The sequence below is a fragment of the Salinicola rhizosphaerae genome (assembly GCF_014652715.1).
Lineage (GTDB): Bacteria > Pseudomonadota > Gammaproteobacteria > Pseudomonadales > Halomonadaceae > Salinicola > Salinicola rhizosphaerae.
Genome location: NZ_BMZI01000008.1, coordinates 253,935 through 273,673, shown reverse-complemented (window position 1 = coordinate 273,673; position 19,739 = coordinate 253,935). Strand labels below are relative to the sequence as shown.

Genomic DNA, 19,739 nt, shown 5'->3' with positions numbered 1-19,739 from the left:
CGTCAGGCATCTATCCCGAACCCCAGCCCGAAAGGCTGGGGTTTTTTCTTGTCCGGAAGAAAAACGATACGAGCCACGAGCCGCCAATGGCTATCGATGGCGTCATCTATGCGGGCTTTCCAACGATGCGTCGAATTCAACGGCTTGTGGATAAGTTGAGCGAGTGCATGCCCGCTATCCTGTTCTATGCTGTCGAAAACCCGAACGACGAGATAGTCAATGCTGGGACAGTTACCGGATTCCTTTACCGCCACCGTCACCGGTGCCGGCGGAGGTATCGGGCGGGCCATGTTAGAGCATCTACTGAAAAGCGAGCGTCCCGGTCGCGTGATTGCCGTGTCTCGACGTCATTTCGACCATGATGACGCTCGCTGCGAAACGCTGAGGGCCGATCTGACGACTGAGAGTGGGCGCACTGCGCTGGCCAGTGCCGTCGGCGGAGAGCCGATACATCTGCTTTTCAATGCCATCGGAATGCTTCACGACAGCCAGCGAAATATCGGGCCGGAGAAGCGTCTCGAGCATCTCGATCCCGAAGCCCTGGCGACCCTGTTTCACGTCAATGCCGTAACGCCGATTCTGGTGATCAAGGCGCTGCATCGATCACTGAAAGGCTCGCATCCTGTCATCGCCGCCAGCCTGTCGGCACGGGTGGGCTCCATCGCGGACAACGGCTTCGGCGGCTGGTACGGCTACCGGGCCAGCAAGGCTGCGCATAATCAACTGATGCGGACCGCCGCGATCGAACTGAAGCGAGAGAATCGGCGCGCCATCGTGCTCTGTCTGCATCCAGGTACCACCGACACGGCGCTCTCGAAACCCTTTCAGGCACGCGTGCCTGAGGGCAAGCTTTTCACGCCGGACTTCGTTGCCGCACGACTGACCGACGTCATGTCGAAACGCCGCCCCGAGGAGAGCGGCAGTTTCTGGGACTGGGCAGGAAAGCCGGTCCCCTGGTAGCGGGGACGCAGGGTCTTTCGATCAGACGATCGTCCTCAGCGCCTCGACCAGGCTCGTCATCTCATCGTCGGTGCCGATGGAGATGCGCAGAAAGTCGCTGAGACCATCCTTGTTGAAATGGCGCACCAGGATTTTACGCTCGCGCAGTTCGCCGAAAAGATGTTCGCCGGCATGTCTCGTGTGGCGGGTGAAGAGAAAGTTGGTCTGCGATGGCAGGACTTCGAAACCGAGCAATTCGAGTTGCTGACGGACCCACTCGCGCGTCGCGATGACCTGTTGGCAGGTTGCCTGAAAGTGCGGCGTGTCCTTGAGCGAGGCGATGGCTATCTCACTGGCGAGCATGTCGATTGGGTAGGAGTTGAACGAGTTCTTCACTCGCTGCAGCCCCTCGACAAGCTCGCTCGAGCCGATCGCGTAGCCGACTCTGAGTCCCGCCAGGCTGCGCGATTTCGACAGCGTTCCTGTGACCAGCAGGTTTGGATAGGTATCGACCAGCGGAACGGCGCTCTCGCCGCCGAAATCGACGTAGGCCTCGTCGACCAGTACGACGCTCTCGGTAATCCGCTCGAGCAGGGCGGCAATTGCCTGACGCGGGTGCCCATGGCCGGTCGGGGCGTTGGGATTGGCGAAGACGACGCCGCCATTATCCGCCTCGAAGGCGTCCAGCGAGATTCGCCAGTCGTCATCCAGGGCCAGCGTGCGGTAGGCGATGTCGTATAGCTTGCAGTAGACCGGATAGAAACTGTAGCTGATTGCCGGCATCAGCAGCGGCCGGGATTGGCAGAAAAATGCCTGAAACGCCAGCGCCAGCACTTCGTCCGAGCCGTTGCCGACGAAGACCTGCTCCGGTTCGACGCCATGCGCTTCGGCCAACGCCTGGCGAAGCGCGGTGGATTCCGGGTCGGGATAGCGGCGGAGATGATCGACGGCGAATCGTTGCAGCACGCCCTCGACCGCAGGCGACGGCGCGTAGGGGTTCTCGTTGGTGTTGAGCTTGATCAGCTTCTCGCGTGGCTGCTCGCCCGGAACGTAAGGGGTGAGCGCGCGAACGGCAGGGCTCCAGAATTGACTCATGATCTCTCGGGGCGTACGGCGGGTATGGGCAGCCATAGTGGCGCCTTCACTGCGGGCGTGCAAGCGGCTGCCGGTGTGGGAGCCAGTGCTTTGGCCATCCGTCTTCGGCGACGAATGGGGTGTCAGGCGCTGGAGTTACCGCTATCCTGTAGGCACGTGGCCGCCCAAGCGGCCTGTATGGCCCAGAAGTGTAAGGAGAACCAATATGCAGATCAGGACGTTGCTGGCCAGCGCCGCCACGGTAGCCGTATTGGCCGGTTGTGCCAGCGGTGGTACGCAGACCGAGTCCGGTGCGGCCGACACCGGCTCCGCGGCTGCGACCACGACCACCTACGAGGGCACCCTGCCTTGCCGTAGCTGTGATGGCATCGATCTGACCGTCAACCTCAACGGGACCGAGTCCTCGCCTGCTGCCGAGCGCACCTTCACGCTCGAGGCCGACTACCAGAATCATCCGCAGAATCCGGACCCCGAGCAGTACCAGGGCCAGTGGGAGACGATGACCGGTACCGCCGTCGATCCGCAGGCTACGGTCTATGAGCTGACGCCGAACGGCGAAGGCCAGATCTACTACTTCCAGAAGATCGATGACAGCACGCTCGAGCTGATCGACCCGCAGCGCCGTCGCTTCGAAAACGGCGAGATGCTGCGTCTGACCCGCCAGTAAACGGCGCGTCGTCAGCACCTCAGGGGCGGCTTCGGCCGCCCCTCTTCGTTGTCGATCGCCGATCTCGTTTTTGATATCCCGCGTTGAGCCATTTCGATCGTCCCGGTGAATGGCCGGCGACGACCGAGCGCATCGACGACCGACTGCATCAAGAGAGGACCGCGTGGCCAAAGCGAAAAGTGCCTTCGTCTGCACCGAATGCGGTGCCGAGTACAGCAAGTGGCAGGGGCAGTGCAGCAACTGCCGCGAGTGGAATACGTTGACCGAGATACGCCTGAGCGGCGCCCGCCCCGGTGCTGCGTCATCGCCTTCCTCGGCGCGCAGTGGTTATGCCGGTGCCCTGACGCGGGACGTCGTCGATCTTTCCGGCGTCGACTTGACCGAAGTCCCGCGTTTCAGCTCGACGTTCGTCGAGTTCGATCGGGTGCTCGGCGGCGGCCTGGTGCCCGGTTCGGCGGTACTGCTCGGCGGCCATCCCGGTGCCGGCAAGTCGACGCTGCTTCTGCAGACCGCGTGTCGTCTGGCGCAGAGCAAACGGGTCCTCTATGTCACCGGCGAGGAGTCGTTGTCTCAGGTCGCGATGCGCGCGCACCGTCTGCAGCTACCGACTCAGGGACTCAAGATGCTGGCCGAGACGAGTGTCGAAACGCTGCTGGCTGTAGCCGAGCGCGAGCGCCCCGAAGTGCTGATCATCGACTCCATCCAGACCATGCATCTCGAAGATATCGGCTCGGCGCCCGGTGGTGTCGCTCAGGTCAGAGAGTCCGCCGCCGCGCTGACGCGCTTCGCCAAGCAGAGCAATACGGTATTGATGCTGGTCGGTCATGTGACGAAGGACGGCACGCTGGCCGGCCCCAAGGTGCTCGAACACATGATCGATGCCTCTCTGCTGCTGGAGGGCGGCAGCGACTCGCGCTTTCGCACGCTGCGCGGACAGAAGAACCGCTTCGGCGCGATCAACGAGCTGGGCGTTTTCGCGATGGTCGAGCTCGGGCTCAAGGAGGTAAAAAACCCCAGCGCCATTTTCCTGTCGCGCGGCGAGGAACAGGCCTCCGGCAGTCTGGTGATGGTGGTGTGGGAGGGCACTCGCCCGATTCTGGTCGAGGTTCAGGCGCTGCTCGATGAGTCGGCCCTCGGCAATCCGAGACGTGTCGCGGTCGGTCTCGATCACAACCGGCTTGCCATGCTGCTGGCTGTGCTGCACAAGCACGGTGGCCTGTTCACGGGCGACCAGGATGTCTTTCTCAACGTGGTCGGTGGCGTCAAGGTACTCGAGACCAGCGCCGACCTGGCGGTGCTGCTCGCCGTGGTTTCCAGCCTGCAGAACCGGCCGCTGCCGCGGGAACTGGTAGTCTTCGGGGAAGTCGGGCTTTCCGGTGAAATACGTCCCGTACCGAGCGGACAGGAGCGCATCGTCGAGGCGGCGAAGCACGGTTTCACGCGTGCCATCGTGCCACGCGGTAACGCGCCCAAGCAGTCGCCCGCGGGTATGCAGGTCGTCGCAGTGGATAAGCTGGCCGAGGCGCTGGAGGCGCTCTGACGTCAGCATCTTTACGTGATCGTGACGCTGAGTCGACGTGCGTCGTCGGTTACACTGGTGGCCTATGAAGGCGCGCCGATGCCGGCGCTGTCGCCAACCGTTCGAGACGAGGAGTGGATCATGAGCGCCATTCGCCTGACACAGTACAGCCACGGCGCCGGTTGCGGCTGCAAGATTGCCCCCGACGTGCTCGACCGAATTCTGGCCAAGGCCGGGCCGGGTGCCAACAGCAAGCAGCTGATCGTCGGCAATCAGGGCCGCGAAGACGCGGCCGTCTATGACCTGGGCGACGGACGGGGGCTGATCTCCACGACCGATTTCTTCATGCCGATCGTCGACGATCCGTTCGATTTTGGTCGTATCGCCGCGACCAATGCGATCAGCGACGTCTACGCCATGGGCGGTGAGCCGATCATGGCGCTCGGCATTCTGGGTTGGCCGATCGACAAGCTTCCCGGCGAGGTGGCCGGCGATGTGGTCTCCGGCGCACAGACTGTCTGCCGCGAGCTCGGCCTGGCCCTGGCCGGCGGCCACTCCATCGATGCGCCGGAGCCGATTTTCGGTCTATCGGTCAACGGCCTGGTCGATCTCGAGCACCTCAAGCTCAACAGCGGTGCCAAGCCGGGTGATCTGCTCTATCTGACCAAGCCGCTCGGCGTCGGCATGCTGACGACAGCAGAGAAGCAGGGCCTTCTGCAGCCGGGCCATCAGGGACTCGCGCGGGAAACCATGCTGATCGCCAACGAGATCGGTCGCGACCTAGCCAGGATCGAGGGAGTGCATGCGATGACCGATGTCACCGGTTTCGGGCTGGCCGGCCATCTCAGCGAAATCTGCGCCGCCAGTCACGTGATGGCGAAGCTCGACTTTGCCAAGCTGCCTCGGCTGGCCGAAGCGGAATCCTATCGACGCCAGGGTGCGGTACCCGGTGGCACGGGCCGCAACCGGCAAGCGATCGGCAAGGCGTTGCCGGAGATGGATGCGGCGCACTGGCAGTGGCTTTGCGATCCTCAGACCTCGGGGGGCCTGCTGATTGCGGTCGACCCCGCCTGGGCGGACGACGTCGAACGTGTCGGGCGTCAGTACCAGCTTAAGCTCGAAGCCTTCGGCGAGTGTGTCAGCACCCGCGGCGGCGATGCGCTGATCGAGGTGAGAGGTTGAGCGAATGGATCGAGGCCGAGCTGTCCCTGCTCGGCCGGCCGCTGATCGACGTCCGAGCGCCGATCGAATTTGCCGCCGGCGCGCTGCCGGGGGCGGTCAATCTGCCGCTGATGGACGATGCCGAGCGGCGCGAGGTCGGGATCCGCTACAAGCAGGCGGGGCAGGCCTCGGCGGTTGACCTGGGTAATGAGCTTGTCTCCGGCGAGCGCCGGGAGGCGCGTCTTGCCGCTTGGGAACGTGCCATCAGCGATCATCCGGAGAGCGTTCTCTACTGCTTTCGCGGCGGCATGCGATCGAAAATCTCGCAGCAATGGCTCGCGGCGCGCGGGCATCCACTGCCGCGGATTCGCGGTGGCTGGAAAGCGATGCGCAACCGCCTCATCGAGGCGCTCGAGGCCCACAGCGCGGCCCCCTTACTGCTGATCGCCGGGCTGACCGGCTGTGCCAAGACGGCGCTGGTCAACGAACTGGCCAGTGGCGTCGATCTCGAGGGACACGCGCGTCATAAGGGATCCGCGTTCGGCCAGCATCCTCTGGTCGGGCCGTCCCAGATCGATTTCGAACATGGTCTGGCGCTCGATCTGATGCGCCTGCCTCGGGCCAGAGTGGTCGAGGACGAGTCACAGCGTATCGGCCGCCTGGCGATTCCGGCCACCTTCTGGCAGGCGATGAAGGCCGCGCCCTGCATCCGCGTGGAGATGCCGCTGGAGTGGCGTCTGGAACAGATTCGCAAGGACTATATCGACGATCTGCGTGCGCTGTATCGGCGTGACTATGGCGATCATCTCGGCGAGCTCCTGTTTCGCAAGCAGCTCTCCGGCGCGCTCAGGCGGCTCGGTAAGCGTCTCGGTAGCGAGCGTCTCGGGCGCCTGGTCGCCGCGCAGCAGCGAGCCTTCGATGCCCATCGCGATGGCGTGGGCAGTGTTGCCCATGAAGCGTGGCTGGCGCCGCTGCTGCAAGAGTACTACGACCCGATGTATCGCCATCAGATCGACAACCAGCCGCGCCCGACGCTCCACGTGGGGGACTGGGAGAGCTGTCTCGAAGTGGCTCGGCAGTGGGAGCGCGACCACGCTGGCTAGGCGCTAGTGGCCGCCGAGCCACTGTGTCATGACGCGATCCAGCAGGGCCGCCTGACGATCGAAGCGTTTGGGCTCGCGCAGGATCTCGTCTCGGGTCTGAACGTAAGGTGTCTTGCCGGCGGCGGGTAAATCGTGGTCGCAGAGCGCGACGGTGGCCTGAGCCGTCAGTTCGAGGTGGCACTGGAGCGCGACGACGCGGCCGAGATCCCAGGCGAAGCCCTGGACCGGCGCGCCGACGGTGCCGCCCAGCGGCAGCGCCTCGTCGGGCAGGCCGAAGATATCGCGATGCCACTGCAGGGCCTCGAACTGCTCTGGCAGATCGAACGGGCTCTCGTCGGCAAGGGTTACCGTCTGCCAGCCGATCTCCGGCTGCACGGCGGGCGAAAAGATGGCGCCGAGCGCTTCGGCGATCAGTCCGGCGCCGAAGCCGACACCGAGCAGCGGCTTGTTGCTTTTGAGGGCCCGCTCGATCAACCTGCATTCGCGCTTGAGCAGTGCCGACTCGGGCGGTGCGAGCGCGTCTAGCACGATCAGCGCATCGCAGTTGGCCAGCGGCGGCGGCAGTTCGCCCAGGTCGAGGCGACAGTGGTTGAAGCTGTGGCCCATGCCGGTCAGCCAGTCCGCGAAGCGGCCGGCGCCGAGCAGCGGGCCATGCTGAAGAAAATAGATATGCATGATATTGCCATGATGGGGGCGCACACGCGTCTCCACAACCTCGGCCCCCGTACTCTTCAGGCGCTGTGGTAGCCAAACAGGTGTGGTGGCATACGGATGTGGTCGAAAACAGACAGGGGGGGCTGAAGTCTCATGGCCATTCGCGCGGAAATCCTCGAGCAGATCTTCACCGTGGTCGCGCAGATCCCCGTCGGCCGTGTGACTACCTACGGTCGTATCGCCTCGATGACCGAGGGGGCGACAGCGCGTCTTGTCGGGACCGCCATGCGGCAGCTCCCCGAGGGACACTTGCTGCCGTGGTATCGTGTCATCGGCGCGACGCGGCGTATCGCCGATCACGGTGGCGCAGCACGTCAGCACGCGGCACTGCGCGCCGAGGGAGTCATCTTCGATGCCAGCGGCAGGGTGCCTGCGCATCTGATCTGGCCGGATTAGCGTCAGCGTACGTGCATGCCTGCCGGGTGGCCGCTGGCGTAATTCGTCATCGCGCAGTTCTGTCGTCTCGAGGCGCAATCGGGGCAAGAGCGTCCGTCACGGCGGAAGTTCATCATTGCAAGCGTCTGTCACCGCAAGACGCTGTTCAAGCCATCACAGAGGGAGATCCCTCGTATCGGAGCGTTCATGTCTCAAGCTGGGGGCGGCTTCAACGCCCAGTTACGCCATCTCGACACGCGTCAGAGCATCGCCTTCATGGCGGCGCTGACCGAGCGTCTGGTGCCCAATTACGCCCTGTATGCCAGCATGAGCGGCAGCGGGGATCCGCGCGTCCTGAACAACGTGCTGGACCTGGTGTGGGAGCGGCTCAAGGTCAAGTCGGCGAAGATCGACTTCGACAAGCAGGCGGAGAAACTCGCCGCAGCGGAGCCGCCGGAAGCCGACGACAGCTTCGGCGCGCGTCGGGCAACCGAGACGATCATGGCGCTGACCACGCTGCTGGATACGCTGCGCGGCGATGCGCCCGAATCTGTTCTCGATGTCAGTCAGGTGTCGCGAAATGGCGTGAGGGCCTTCATCGAGATGACCGAGGGCAGCGAAGACGCCGAGCGTCTCAACGCGCTGTTCCGCGAGCATGAGTTGATGCAGGACGAGCGTGACTTCCAGACAGCGGTGCTCGAGGCGATCCAGGAGGATCCACAGCTCAAGCATCTCGACGCGCTGCGAACGCTTGGGCGCAACCAGGGCATCAGCAATCTGGGGTTGACGCTGGCCTGAGGCGCGGCTGGTTCGGGTAGCGATCGGCCGGAGACCGGCTACGCTGATAAGCTTGGCTCAGGGAAGATAGGTGTGTTTTCAAGGAGAAACGACATGCAGCGGACATTGACGACGACGGCATTCGCCATGACGGCGCTGTTGCTCGCAGGGTGCCAGACCCTTGAAGGATGGGCCGGTGACTCGCTGCGCACCGAGCCGGTGGTAAGGAGCGCCCATGAGCCCGGCTGCGAGGGAGATCGCTGTGCCAACGTCAACGCGGCCTATCTTCGCTTTCCCGATGACCCCGAGCTCTCCCGCGCCCTGGAGCAGCGGCTCTTCTCGCTCGCGAGCGGTCTCAGCGACTCACCCAACGTGAGTCAGGCCGACGATTTCGAGGCCTTCGCCAATGAAGTGTTCGCCGCTTCGCGTGAAGCCCACCAGGACTCTCCGGCATTGCCGCCCTACGAGGCCGACCTCAAGGCGAAGGTGATCGCCGATCATGACGATCTGCTGGTCATCGAGCTCGACGGCTACCTTTTCAGCGGCGGCGCGCACGGACTGCCGCTGACGGAGTATCTGGTGATCGATCGCGATACCCGGCAGCCTGTCGATCTCGATGACATGCTGCTACCCGGACAACGTCCGGCCTACGAGGCGGCGCTGGCACGCGCGCATAAGCGTTGGCTCTCGAGTGATCAGGCGCGCGGTCTATCGCAAGTGCAGTGGCCGTTTTCGGTCTCCGACAACGCGGCCCCGCTCGAGGATGACCTGGTGGTCAAGTATCAGGTCTACGACCTCGCTCCCTATGCGACCGGGCAGCCGGTGCTGACCATCCCTTACGGGGATCTGGAGGGGGTATTCAAGTCGCGCTATCTGCCCTGAGCGAAGCCCGGCTCGAGCCCGGCCACGCTCTCGAGCACCCTCTATTGGCGAGAAAAACGCCGCCTCCGGTCAGCGTCGGGGCGGCGTTTTCGCATCGATGGGCAGGCGTCTACAGGCGCATTTCGATACCGTGCTCGGCCATGTAGCGCTTAGCGTCGGGAATCGTGTATTCGCCAAAGTGGAAGATGCTGGCGGCCAGCACCGCATCGGCGCCGCCCTCCTTGACGCCGGCCACGAGATGATCGAGGTTGCCGACCCCGCCGGAGGCGATCACCGGCACCTCGACTGCGTCGCTGATCGCGCGAGTCACGCCGATGTCGAATCCCACCTTGGTGCCGTCACGATCCATGCTGGTCAGCAGTAGCTCGCCGGCGCCGTAGTCGACCATCTTGCGCGCCCACTCGACCGCATCCAGGCCGGTGGGGCGGCGACCGCCGTGAGTAAAGATCTCCCAGCGCGGCGGCTCGTCGTCGCCGCTGACGCGCTTGGCGTCGATCGCGACAACAATGCACTGGCTACCGAAGCGCTCGGCGGCTTCGCGCACGAAGTCGGGATTGGTGACCGCAGCGGTGTTGATGGAGATCTTGTCGGCACCCGCATTGAGCATGGTGCGGATATCTTCGCAGCGGCGAATGCCGCCGCCGACGGTCAGCGGGATGAAGACCTCGCCGGCGATGCGCTCGACCATCTCGACGGTCGTGTCGCGATCCTCGTGGCTGGCGGTGATATCGAGAAACGTGATTTCGTCGGCGCCCTGCTGGTTGTAGCGCTTGGCGATCTCGACCGGATCGCCGGCATCGCGGATACCGACAAAGTTGACGCCCTTGACCACGCGACCTGCGTCGACATCGAGACAGGGAATGATGCGTTTGGCCAGACTCATGACGCGGTGCCTCCCTCGGCTTTGTCCTGGGTGCCGTCACGCTGGATCGTGTCGCTCAGGGCCTGCGCCTCGGCCACGTCGAGCGAGCCTTCGTAGATGGCTCGGCCGGTAATGGCGCCGATGATGCCGCTGTCGGCCACCTTCGCCAGCGCGCGGATGTCCTCGAGATCCGTCACGCCCCCGGAAGCGATCACCGGCAGACCGCCGTCGCGGGCGAGCGCGGCGGTCGCTTCGACGTTGACCCCCTGCATCATGCCGTCACGTGCGATGTCGGTGTAGACGATCGAGGAGACGCCGTCATCGGCGAAGCGCTTGGCCAGATCCACCGCCTTGACGGTCGAGACCTCCGCCCAGCCGTCGGTCGCCACGAAACCGTCTCGGGCATCGAGACCGACGATCACGTGGCCGGGGAAGCGGCGACACATCTCGCCGACGAAGTCCGGCTCCTTGACCGCCTTGGTGCCGATGATGACGTAGCTCACCCCGGCCGCCAGGTAGTGCTCGATGGTCTCCGCGCTGCGAATGCCGCCGCCGATCTGAATCGGCAGGTCGGGGTAGGCGCGCGCGATGGCGGTGACCGCGTCGCCATTGACCGGCTTGCCCTCGAAGGCACCGTTGAGATCGACCAGGTGCAGGCGGCGCGCGCCGGCCTCGACCCAGCGGGCCGCCATCGCGACCGGGTCGTCACCGTAGGACGTCGCGTCGTCCATGCGGCCCTGTTTCAGGCGCACGCACTGTCCGTCTTTCAGATCGATGGCGGGAATCACCAGCATGTCGTCGAATCCTCTGCATCGTACCGGGGCGATCTGGCCTTTCCGGCACGGCGCTCGTTCGTGCGAGCGCATGAAAAGATGAAAGCCCGTGAATGGTACGGGCCGAACCTGACGTTAGGGCGTCCAGGTCACGAAATTTTCCAGCAGCTGCAGGCCATCCTTCGCACTTTTCTCGGGATGGAACTGCACCGCGAATACCGTACCGCGCCCGGTCACGACATGCGCCTGGGCACCGGCATAATCGGTCGTGCCGAAGATGTCGGCATCCTCGGCCGCTTCCACGAAATAGCTGTGGACGAAGTAGAAACGCGCACCGTCGTCGATGCCATGCCAGAGCGGATGATCGTGATGCTGCGCCACCTGGTTCCAGCCCATGTGCGGGACTTTCAGGCGTTCGCCGTCGGCTGCGGTCAGATGCTTGCCGAAGTGCCGGACCCGACCGGGTAGAAAGCCGAGGCACTCGACGCCACCGTTTTCCTCGCTACGCTCGAACAGCATCTGCTGGCCGACGCAGATCCCCAGCAGCGGCTTGGCCTGTTCGCTCAGCAGTGATTTCACCAGCCCTTCGAGTTCGGTGCGCTGGAGTTCGCCCATGCAGTCGCGAATCGCGCCTTGTCCCGGCAGCACCAGGCGCGAGGCGCCGCGAATCGAACGCGGATCTCGAGTGATCATGACGTTTTCGTGGGTCACATGCTCGAGCGCCTTGGCGACCGAGTGCAGGTTGCCCATTCCGTAATCGATTACGGCAATCGTCATCGTGCGGTCCTCGCTGGCGTCGTGGATGGCAGGTTCGCGGATATCGGGACCGGGCCAGTACTCATAGGCTGCCCTTGGTCGATGGCATCTGGCCGGCCATGCGCGGGTCCTGTTCGACCGCGGCACGCAGCGCCCGGCCGAATGCCTTAAAGATGGTCTCGGCCTGATGATGGGCGTTGAAGCCCTTCAGGTTGTCGATGTGCAGCGTGACCTGAGCGTGGTTGACGAAGCCCTGGAAGAACTCCCAGAACAGTTGGGTGTCGATATTGCCGATACTGGCACGGGTGAACTCGACGTTCATGAACAGCCCGGCGCGGCCGGAGAAGTCGATCACCACGCGTGACAGGGCTTCGTCGAGCGGCACATAGGCGTGACCGTAACGACGGATGCCGCGCTTGTCACCGATCGCCTGGGCGAACGCTTGCCCCAACGTGATGCCGAGATCCTCGACGGTATGGTGGGCATCGATTTCCAGGTCGCCCTTGGCGTCGATGGTGAGATCGATCATGCCGTGGCGAGCTACCTGATCGAGCATGTGGTCGAGAAACGGGACGCCGGTCTGGCATTCCAGACGGCCGCTGCCGTCCAGATCGACCGTCACCGTGATCTGCGTCTCTTTGGTCTGGCGTGACACCGTAGCGATGCGCTCGGACATGCGTTGGGAGTCCCCCGATGCGATTGGCGAGAATCGGCCATTATAGAGAATCGGCCCCGGCATCCGCTACAATGGCGGGCATTGCAGGCGATATCCGAACCGCGCGGCCAGGGCCGGCCGCGGCGCCGTCAGGGAGAGCATTCAAGGCATGCCGGAAGCCGGACAGCACGACAGATCATCAGGTGAATCCACGTCGATCGGGAAAGGATTCCGGGTGGATGGGGCACCATCAGCACAACCGCGCAGCGGCACGATTCGCGGCATCGAAGCGGGAGGGGGCGAATGAAGGGGTTGGTCAGAGCGCTGTTGGCGGCGGTCGGTGTCCTGGGAATTCTCGTCGTCGTGGCGGTGGTCTACATCACGACCTTTTTCGATCCCAATGATCTCAAGCCGCGCATCATCGAGGCGGTCAAGGCCCAGAGCGGTCTCGAGCTGAGTCTCGATGGCCCGCTCTCCTGGTCCTTCTACCCGCGCATCGGCGTCAGCGTCGAAGATGCCCAGGCATGGCTGCCGGAGCAGTCGCATCAGAGCGCACCTTTTGTCGGCTTCGACCGCGCGGAGATCAGCGTGGCCTTCGCGCCACTGCTGACCGGCGATGTCTCCGTCGATGGGCTGATTCTCGATGGGATGCGCCTCAATCTGGCTCGCGATGATCAGGGGCGCGGCAACTGGCAGGTGCTGCTGGACCGACTGGCGCAGAGCGAGTCTCGTGAGGACTCGCCAGAAAGTCGTGACGTGTCGCAGCCCTCAGCCTCGAAAGGGCCGGGGTTGAAGCAGGGCGAGAGCCAGCCGGTGGCCTTCGATATCGCGAACGTCCAGGTCGCCAATAGCCAAGTGCACTACGTCGACCGTCAGCGGGCGCTGGATGTCACGCTGGCGAATCTGGGCCTGAAGAGCAGCAATGTCAGCCCGCAGTCCGCGTTCCCGGTTCAGCTCTCGTTCGATGTCGACGGTACCGAGCCGCAGCTCAACGGCAAGGTTCAGCTGAAGAGTCAGATGCGCATGGATCTCGCCGCCGGCCGCTACACCTTCGAGGGCGTCACGTTGGATGGCCAGGCGATGCTGCCCGAGCTGGCCGAACAGGCCCAGCGTCTCAATCTGAAGGTCGCGACCCTGGTCGCCGATACGCAGGTGCAGCAGTATCGCGCCAATGGACTCCAGCTCGGCGCCTCGCTCTATCATCCCGCGATGCAGGAGGCGCCGCTTTCACTCGACCTCAAGGCCAACGTCGTCGCCGATCTGCGTGCGCATACGGCGGCGCTGAACGATCTCGCGCTGACCGGCGACGATGGCCTCGACCTCAGCGGTAACGTCGATGTTGCCGATCTCGATAGTGCGCCGACCTACCAGGGTCGGATCGCGCTCGCGCCGCTGTCGCTGCGCGACTGGCTGACCCGGTTCGGCATCGCGCCGAATAGCGCCGACGATCAGGCATTGAGCGCGCTGTCGTTGACTGGCTCGTTCAGCGGTAACGGACAGCGGATCGCCTTCGATGATCTCGATCTCACGCTCGACCAGACGCATCTCAAGGGCTCGGTGGGAGCCGCGTTCGACGGTCGCGCGGTCGACTTCGACCTGGTCGGCGACCGGCTCGATCTCGATCGCTATCTGCCACCGGCAGATAGCGCTGACGGCAAGGGCGAGAACGCGGCCGCCGCTGACAAGAGCACGGCCTGGCTGCAGACGATCGGTATCGCGCCCGCTGTCGCGGCGGCCGAGGGCGCGCAGCTGCTGCCTGTCGACTGGCTCTCATCGCTTCGCCAGGAGGGGCATCTTGCTCTCGACTCGCTGACGGCGAAGGGCGCCAAGCTGACCGATGTCGATCTGAAAAGCAGCGGCAGCGGCGGTCGGCAGCGCATCGACTCGCTCTCCGCCAACCTCTACGGCGGATCATTGAAGGCGTCGAGCGCACTGGATCTGGGGCAGACACCGATCGCGCTCTCGTTCACCGAGCGCTTCCAGGGCGTCGACCTTGCGCCGCTCTACGCCGATGTCAGCGGCAAGATGTCGCCGCTGCGTGGCACGCTGAACCTGCAGGGAGACTTCGACTCGCGTACCAACACGCTCGACGGCCTGAAACAGAACCTCGACGGGCAGGCGGCACTCAAGGTGACCGATGGCGCCATGCTCGACGTCAACATCTCGCGCCAGCTCTGCACGGCGGTGGCCACCTTGAGTGGCAAGCAGTCACAGCGCGAGTGGAGCGACGACACCGCATTCGACCGGCTCCAGGCCAGTGTGACAGTCACCGACGGTGTCGCTCACAATGACGATCTCGAGGTCGCCATTCCCGGCATTGCGGTCAGCGGCAAGGGAGACGTCAACCTGGTGACTAGCCGCATCGACTATCGTGCTTCGGCGCGTTTCGTCGACACCGCCGATCAGGCCGCCTGCAGCGTCAATCCGAGACTGGCGAAAGTCGATTTCCCGATTCGTTGCCAGGGAAGCCTCGATGACGCTCCCGGACAGTGGTGCGGATTCGATCGCGAGGCGTTTCAGCAGTCGCTCGGGTCGCTGGCGACCAGCGAAGCCAAGCGCAAGGCGGGTGATCGTGTCGACGAGGTGCTCGATGACAAGCTCGACGACAAGACCCGCCAGAAAATCGACGACAAGCTGGGAGAGGGTGCATCCGAGAAGATTGGCAACAAGATTCGCGACTTGTTTCAGTAGTTTCGATTCTGATGCCCTCAGAATGCCGATGTGATGTCGGCGTCTGTCTTCCCGATTCGAGCCTGCGTTATCACACTTCTCGTTTTGTCATGTTTCCCGTTTTCACAAGAGGTGCCGTTTGGCAGAGATCGCCCTCTCGGCTGACGCCTTTCGCCAACGCGTATTCGACTGGTTCGATGCGCACGGGCGCAAGACGTTGCCGTGGCAGTTCGACAAGACCGCCTATCGGGTCTGGGTCTCCGAGATCATGCTGCAGCAGACGCAGGTCGCTACGGTCATACCCTATTACGAGCGGTTCATGGCGCGCTTTCCCGACGTCGGAACGCTGGCTGGCGCGCCGCAGGACGACGTACTGCACCTCTGGACCGGGCTTGGCTATTACGCGAGAGCGCGCAATCTGCACAAGGCGGCCCAGGTCGTGGTCGACGAACACGAGGGTGAATTCCCGACGCACGACCTCGACGCCATGACGGCGCTGCCGGGCATCGGGCGCTCCACGGCAGGGGCGATCGTCAGCATCAGCACCGGCAGGCGAGCCGCGATTCTCGACGGCAACGTCAAGCGCGTACTGGCCAGGCTGCATGCGATCGACGGCTGGCCTGGCAAGACCGAAGTGCTGGCGGCGCTCTGGTCACTGGCGGAGCGTTACACGCCCCAGACGCGCTTGCCCGACTACACCCAGGCGATGATGGACCTGGGCGCGATGATCTGCACGCGAGGCAAGCCGAGCTGCCTGCTATGCCCGTTCGAGGATGTCTGCCTCGCGCATTCCGCGGGGGAGGAGCGCCGCTACCCGGGCAGTAAGCCCAGACGGGAGCTGCCGACCCGACGCACGCAGATGCTGCTCCTGCAGGATGATGACGGCCGCTTTCTGCTCGAGCAGCGCCCACCCAGCGGCCTCTGGGGAGGCCTGTGGGGCTTTCCGCAATTCGACGATGAAAACGCGCTCAAGGCGTGGCTCGCAGAGCGTCACCACGGCGCGCATCTCGCCACAGCGTGGCAGACGTTCACGCACACATTTACGCACTTTCGCCTGGAGATCACCCCGCGGCCGGCGCGAATCTCCGACGATCGTGCAACCGGCGCGGTCGGCGAGCCCGGGCGGATCTGGATCGACCCCGCCGAGCCGGGAGACGTCGGTCTGGCCGCGCCGGTCAAGTCGCTGCTCGCGAAGCTCGCGCAGCGCGCTACGCTAGCCGATTAGCGCGACGTATGACGTTCACCTAGATCACTTTGCCCCCCAAGGAGGCTTTCATGGCGCAGACCGTTTTCTGCCGCAAGTATCAACAGGAACTCGAGGCACTGCCGTTTCCGCCACTGCCTGGCGCCAAGGGGCAGGAGATTCAACAGAGTGTTTCCAAGCGAGCTTGGGAAGAGTGGCAGGCCCAGCAGACGCGCCTGATCAACGAAAAGCACCTGAACATGCTCGACCCTGAGGCGCGCGCTTACCTCATGGAGCAGATGGAGCGTTTTCTGGACAATCGCGATACCGATCAGGCCGAGGGTTACGTCCCGTTCAGCCAGTGAGTTTCACGCAGGCTCTGCCCCGGGAGATCGGATCGCCAGTGGTCCACATCTTTTTGAAATAAAAAGGCTTGACCCCCAAACGGCTTACTGGTTTAATGCGTCCCCGTTGGCGAGGGCCAGATAGCTCAGTTGGTAGAGCAGGGGATTGAAAATCCCCGTGTCGGCGGTTCGATTCCGTCTCTGGCCACCATCCAATGCTGGGGTATCGCCAAGTGGTAAGGCACCGGTTTTTGGTATCGGCATGCGCAGGTTCGAATCCTGCTACCCCAGCCATCGCCAATGTTCTAGGCGTCGACCTTGCCGACATAGCTCAGTTGGTAGAGCAACTGACTTGTAATCAGTAGGTCCCGGGTTCGACTCCTGGTGTCGGCACCATCGAATGTCTAGATTCTCAGGGTTAACCTGAAAAAGAAACCGCCTCAATGGGCGGTTTTTTTGTGTGTGGTTTTTCGGCATGCGTGGCCAAAGGCCGTTCATGACTAGCCGGCTGCACCTACGAGCTTTCCCCGAACCGGTAGCTGGCCTCGCTCGGGCGGTCGATGCCATAGCCCTGAGCAAAGTCGACGCCCAGCTCCCGCAGGCCCGCCAGAATCTGGTCATCCTCGACGAATTCCGCGATCGTCTTCAGACCTAGACTTCGGCCGATGCCGCTGATCGACGACACGATCGCGCGGTTGACGTCGTTGTCGACCAGCTCACGGACGAAGGAGCCATCGATCTTGATCTGCTTGATCGGTAGCGCGGCCAGATAAGCGAATGACGACATGCCGCTGCCGAAGTCGTCCAGCGCGAAGTCGCAGCCGTGATGGCTGAGCGTTTCCATGAACCGGCGTGCGCTGTCGAATCCTGAAATGGCGGCGGTCTCGGTGATCTCGAAGCAGATGATCGAGGGGGGAATGCTGAACAGACTCAGTTGCTCGATAATCCAGGCAGCGAAACTGTCATCGCCCAGTCTCTGGCCGGAAAGGTTGATGGCAAATCGCTCTTGCCCGGATAGCGCTTCCAGCCGTTTCGACAGCAGAATGAATGTGTGGTGAATCACCCAACGATCGATTTCCGGCATCAGGTCGCCGCGCTCCGCGACCGGCAGAAAGACGCCTGGTGGCACATGGTGGCCCTGATCATCGACGTAGCGCAGCAGAATCTCATGATACTGATGGGGCTGCTCTTGCGTAGCGTCGGCCGTCACGGGATCGATACGCTGGGCGTAAAGCACGAACCTGTCGTTGCGCAGGGCTTCCTTCAATCGCGGCATCCATAAGGCTTCGTGCTCGCGCTGAAGTGCCTGACGATCGCCCTCCTCGTAGACCTTCAGTCGGTTGCGGCCGGCGCATTTGGCGCTGTAACAGGCGCGATCGGCTGCGATCATCACTTCTTCGGTGGTGCGAAAGCGACGATTCATTGCCACCAGCCCGATGCTGACGCCGAGGCCGTAGCGACGCCCCTTGTGCTCGTAAGTGTAGGCGGTCACTGCATGGCGCAGCCGTTCGACGTTGCCCAGTACGGCCTCGATCAGCCGACCGTTGATCAGTACGGCAAATTCGTCGCCGCCGAGCCGCGCCACGAAATCCTTGGCCTCGAAGTGGCTGAGCAGCAGCCTGGCGAAATCGCACAGCACTTCGTCACCGGCGCTGTGACCGCAGCTGTCGTTGATCACCTTGAAGTGATCGAGGTCGAGGAAAAGTAGAAAGTCGTTATCGCTATCCAGTCGGTGGCGGTAGCGCAGCATCTCCTGGTCGAGTGCGCGACGGTTACGCAGCCCGGTGAGACTGTCGTGCATGGCCTGGTGCTCGAGCTGATCCATCATCTCTCGGCGAAACGAGATATCTCGCAGGATGACGACGGCGCCGATCACCTCGGCGTGAGCCGCACGCAAAGGCGAAGCCTTGAGGTCGATATAATGTTGGTGTTGGTCCCACGATTCGAGCTGGATCTGCGAATAGAGATGCACGACCTTGCCGTGATCGAGCACTGGCGAGAGCGGATCGGGGATCGCGCGGTCTTCAGATTCGTGGCGTAAGCGGCAGAGACGGCCGAATGGTTGCCCGATAGCGCGTTCCTCGCTGACACCGATCAACGTCAGCGCCGTCGGGTTGGCGTGCTGAACGACACCGTGCTGGTCGATGGTCAGCACACCATCGTCGATCGCGTTCAGCATCACGCGGCCCTGCAGGCGTTCCAGATCGAGCGTGCGATGGGTGCTGTCCAGCAGCTGCTGCAGTTCACGCCCCATCTTGATCTGCGCGCTGAGCTTGCCATCGGCGAGGAGCTGAACGAGCGTGAAGCCGAGGATCATGAGCGTCGCGGTACCGATCGACACCGCCAACCAGAGCGTGTCGGAGTCGGCCGCGGCCTGTTCGACGATGAACGGATGTGCCTCCATCTGCATGGCTGCCATGCCGGTGTAGTGCATGCCGCAGACAGCGAAGCCCATGACGGCGGCCGAAAGCAGTCGGTAGTGCCACTGACTCTGTGTCGCGCGCTCGCTATGGACGCGAAATAGCCAGAGCGCCGCGGTCGCGGCCACGATCGCAATGAGGATCGAGAGGATGAAAATCGGCACGTCGTAAGCCCAATCCATGCCGCCCATATCCATCGCCGCCATCCCGGTGTAGTGCATGAGCGCAATGCCGGCCCCCATGACCAGGCCACCGGGCAACAGCATCCACGATCGGGTTCTGCTGTCGCCGGCCAGTCTCAATGCCAGGGCCGAGCTGGCGATGGCCAGCAGCAGCGAGATCAGCGTCAGCCCTGCCTGATAGCTCATCGCGTCCGCGGGCTTCCACGCGAGCATGCCGACGAAGTGCATCGACCAGATACCGAGACCCATGGCGCAACTGCCGCAGCAGAGCCAGATCCGGCGCATGATGGCCACGGCGGCGTGCCGGACCTGACGAGTGAGTTCCAGCGCAGTAAACGAGGCCAATGTCGCAACGACATAGGAGAGCGCGATCAGCCAGAGATTCCAACGGTCGAACATGTGGTTGTCCTTCGAGAGCACTCACGCTCTCGGGGATTGCGGTTTTGCTAATGTTACATTTTGTTATCGTTCAATTCCTAAGCATTTTTAGCCGAATACGGCGATTTGTCTCGAGACTTTTGCTGTTTCAACAGTGTCGCCTAACGTTGGTCGCAGCGATATTCCGCAGACGATCATCGAGAGGCTGGCGGATGGAACGGGCGCGGGGTAGGGGGGGGCAGGCGAGAGGATGGACAGATGAAGGATCGATTGGCAAGAGCCTT

Annotated in this window: 18 protein-coding genes and 3 tRNA genes; 14 read left to right on the top strand and 7 right to left on the bottom strand. The window is 63.4% G+C overall.

Annotation, left to right across the window (positions count from 1 at the left end; all coding sequences use genetic code 11):
• The first annotated feature begins 219 nt into the window (after window positions 1-219).
• The gene (locus IE125_RS17985) at window positions 220-960 is read left to right on the top strand and encodes an SDR family NAD(P)-dependent oxidoreductase (RefSeq protein ID WP_189446051.1); all 741 of its coding nucleotides are present in this window, start codon (window positions 220-222) and stop codon (window positions 958-960) included.
• A 21-nt stretch (window positions 961-981) separates the two neighbouring features.
• Here the strand turns inward: IE125_RS17985 and hisC are convergent, their stop codons facing one another.
• Complete coding sequence (gene hisC, locus IE125_RS17980) at window positions 982-2,034, bottom strand: histidinol-phosphate transaminase (protein WP_189446050.1); 1,053 nt, start codon at window positions 2,032-2,034, stop codon at window positions 982-984.
• A gap of 205 nt (window positions 2,035-2,239) precedes the next feature.
• Between hisC and IE125_RS17975 the strand changes: the two genes are divergently transcribed.
• The 4 genes from IE125_RS17975 (at window position 2,240) to mnmH (ending at window position 6,484) form a co-directional block, all read left to right on the top strand.
• Window positions 2,240-2,701, top strand: coding sequence for a copper resistance protein NlpE N-terminal domain-containing protein (locus tag IE125_RS17975; RefSeq protein ID WP_189446049.1), 462 nt, complete (start codon window positions 2,240-2,242; stop codon window positions 2,699-2,701).
• Between the two features lie 163 nt (window positions 2,702-2,864).
• A complete protein-coding gene (gene radA / locus IE125_RS17970; RefSeq protein ID WP_189446048.1) occupies window positions 2,865-4,241 on the top strand; it encodes a DNA repair protein RadA in 1,377 nt (458 codons plus the stop codon).
• Between the two features lie 117 nt (window positions 4,242-4,358).
• Entirely contained in the window at window positions 4,359-5,402 is a 1,044-nt protein-coding gene (gene selD / locus IE125_RS17965) for a selenide, water dikinase SelD (protein ID WP_373297443.1), read from the top strand.
• The gene (gene mnmH, locus IE125_RS17960) at window positions 5,399-6,484 is read left to right on the top strand and encodes a tRNA 2-selenouridine(34) synthase MnmH (RefSeq protein ID WP_189446046.1); all 1,086 of its coding nucleotides are present in this window, start codon (window positions 5,399-5,401) and stop codon (window positions 6,482-6,484) included. Before selD ends, mnmH begins: the two co-directional genes overlap by 4 nt.
• A 3-nt stretch (window positions 6,485-6,487) precedes the next feature.
• Here mnmH and IE125_RS17955 read toward each other — a convergent pair whose 3' ends face one another.
• A complete protein-coding gene (locus tag IE125_RS17955; RefSeq protein ID WP_308430164.1) occupies window positions 6,488-7,183 on the bottom strand; it encodes a type 1 glutamine amidotransferase in 696 nt (231 codons plus the stop codon).
• Between the two features lie 108 nt (window positions 7,184-7,291).
• On the opposite strand from IE125_RS17955, the gene IE125_RS17950 reads away from it, so the two are divergent.
• From IE125_RS17950 to IE125_RS17940, 3 genes are all read left to right on the top strand, one after another.
• The gene (locus IE125_RS17950) at window positions 7,292-7,594 is read left to right on the top strand and encodes an MGMT family protein (RefSeq protein WP_189446045.1); all 303 of its coding nucleotides are present in this window, start codon (window positions 7,292-7,294) and stop codon (window positions 7,592-7,594) included.
• A 186-nt stretch (window positions 7,595-7,780) separates the two neighbouring features.
• Window positions 7,781-8,371, top strand: a complete 591-nt coding sequence (locus tag IE125_RS17945; RefSeq protein ID WP_189446044.1) for a YjaG family protein — start codon at window positions 7,781-7,783, stop codon at window positions 8,369-8,371.
• A gap of 93 nt (window positions 8,372-8,464) precedes the next feature.
• Window positions 8,465-9,232, top strand: a complete 768-nt coding sequence (locus IE125_RS17940) for a DUF3298 and DUF4163 domain-containing protein (RefSeq protein ID WP_189446043.1) — start codon at window positions 8,465-8,467, stop codon at window positions 9,230-9,232.
• Window positions 9,233-9,341: 109 nt separating this feature from the next.
• Here the strand turns inward: IE125_RS17940 and hisF are convergent, their stop codons facing one another.
• The 4 genes from hisF to hisB form a co-directional block, all read right to left on the bottom strand.
• Window positions 9,342-10,115 (bottom strand): imidazole glycerol phosphate synthase subunit HisF, encoded by a 774-nt coding sequence (hisF, locus tag IE125_RS17935; RefSeq protein ID WP_189446042.1) that lies wholly within the window; start codon window positions 10,113-10,115, stop codon window positions 9,342-9,344.
• Window positions 10,112-10,888: a 1-(5-phosphoribosyl)-5-[(5-phosphoribosylamino)methylideneamino]imidazole-4-carboxamide isomerase gene (hisA, locus tag IE125_RS17930; RefSeq protein ID WP_189446041.1), complete on the bottom strand. Its 777-nt coding sequence runs from the start codon at window positions 10,886-10,888 to the stop codon at window positions 10,112-10,114. The genes hisF and hisA overlap by 4 nt, the downstream gene beginning before the upstream one ends.
• Window positions 10,889-11,002: 114 nt before the next feature.
• Window positions 11,003-11,644: an imidazole glycerol phosphate synthase subunit HisH gene (hisH, locus tag IE125_RS17925; protein WP_189446040.1), complete on the bottom strand. Its 642-nt coding sequence runs from the start codon at window positions 11,642-11,644 to the stop codon at window positions 11,003-11,005.
• Window positions 11,645-11,705: 61 nt separating this feature from the next.
• Window positions 11,706-12,299, bottom strand: coding sequence for an imidazoleglycerol-phosphate dehydratase HisB (gene hisB / locus IE125_RS17920; RefSeq protein WP_189446039.1), 594 nt, complete (start codon window positions 12,297-12,299; stop codon window positions 11,706-11,708).
• Between the two features lie 282 nt (window positions 12,300-12,581).
• Between hisB and IE125_RS17915 the strand changes: the two genes are divergently transcribed.
• The 6 genes from IE125_RS17915 to IE125_RS17890 all read left to right on the top strand — a co-directional run bounded on the left by IE125_RS17915 (window position 12,582) and on the right by IE125_RS17890 (window position 16,871).
• Window positions 12,582-14,969, top strand: a complete 2,388-nt coding sequence (locus IE125_RS17915; RefSeq protein WP_189446038.1) for an AsmA family protein — start codon at window positions 12,582-12,584, stop codon at window positions 14,967-14,969.
• A 118-nt stretch (window positions 14,970-15,087) separates the two neighbouring features.
• A complete protein-coding gene (mutY, locus tag IE125_RS17910; RefSeq protein WP_189446037.1) occupies window positions 15,088-16,173 on the top strand; it encodes an A/G-specific adenine glycosylase in 1,086 nt (361 codons plus the stop codon).
• A gap of 50 nt (window positions 16,174-16,223) precedes the next feature.
• Entirely contained in the window at window positions 16,224-16,496 is a 273-nt protein-coding gene (locus tag IE125_RS17905; protein ID WP_189446036.1) for an oxidative damage protection protein, read from the top strand.
• A gap of 114 nt (window positions 16,497-16,610) precedes the next feature.
• Window positions 16,611-16,686 (top strand) — tRNA-Phe (locus IE125_RS17900).
• 8 nt (window positions 16,687-16,694) lie between these two features.
• Window positions 16,695-16,769: transfer RNA gene (locus tag IE125_RS17895), tRNA-Gln, on the top strand.
• Window positions 16,770-16,795: 26 nt separating this feature from the next.
• Window positions 16,796-16,871: transfer RNA gene (locus IE125_RS17890), tRNA-Thr, on the top strand.
• A 118-nt stretch (window positions 16,872-16,989) separates the two neighbouring features.
• Here the strand turns inward: IE125_RS17890 and IE125_RS17885 are convergent.
• A complete protein-coding gene (locus tag IE125_RS17885) occupies window positions 16,990-19,476 on the bottom strand; it encodes a bifunctional diguanylate cyclase/phosphodiesterase (protein ID WP_189446035.1) in 2,487 nt (828 codons plus the stop codon).
• Window positions 19,477-19,739: the final 263 nt, after the last annotated feature.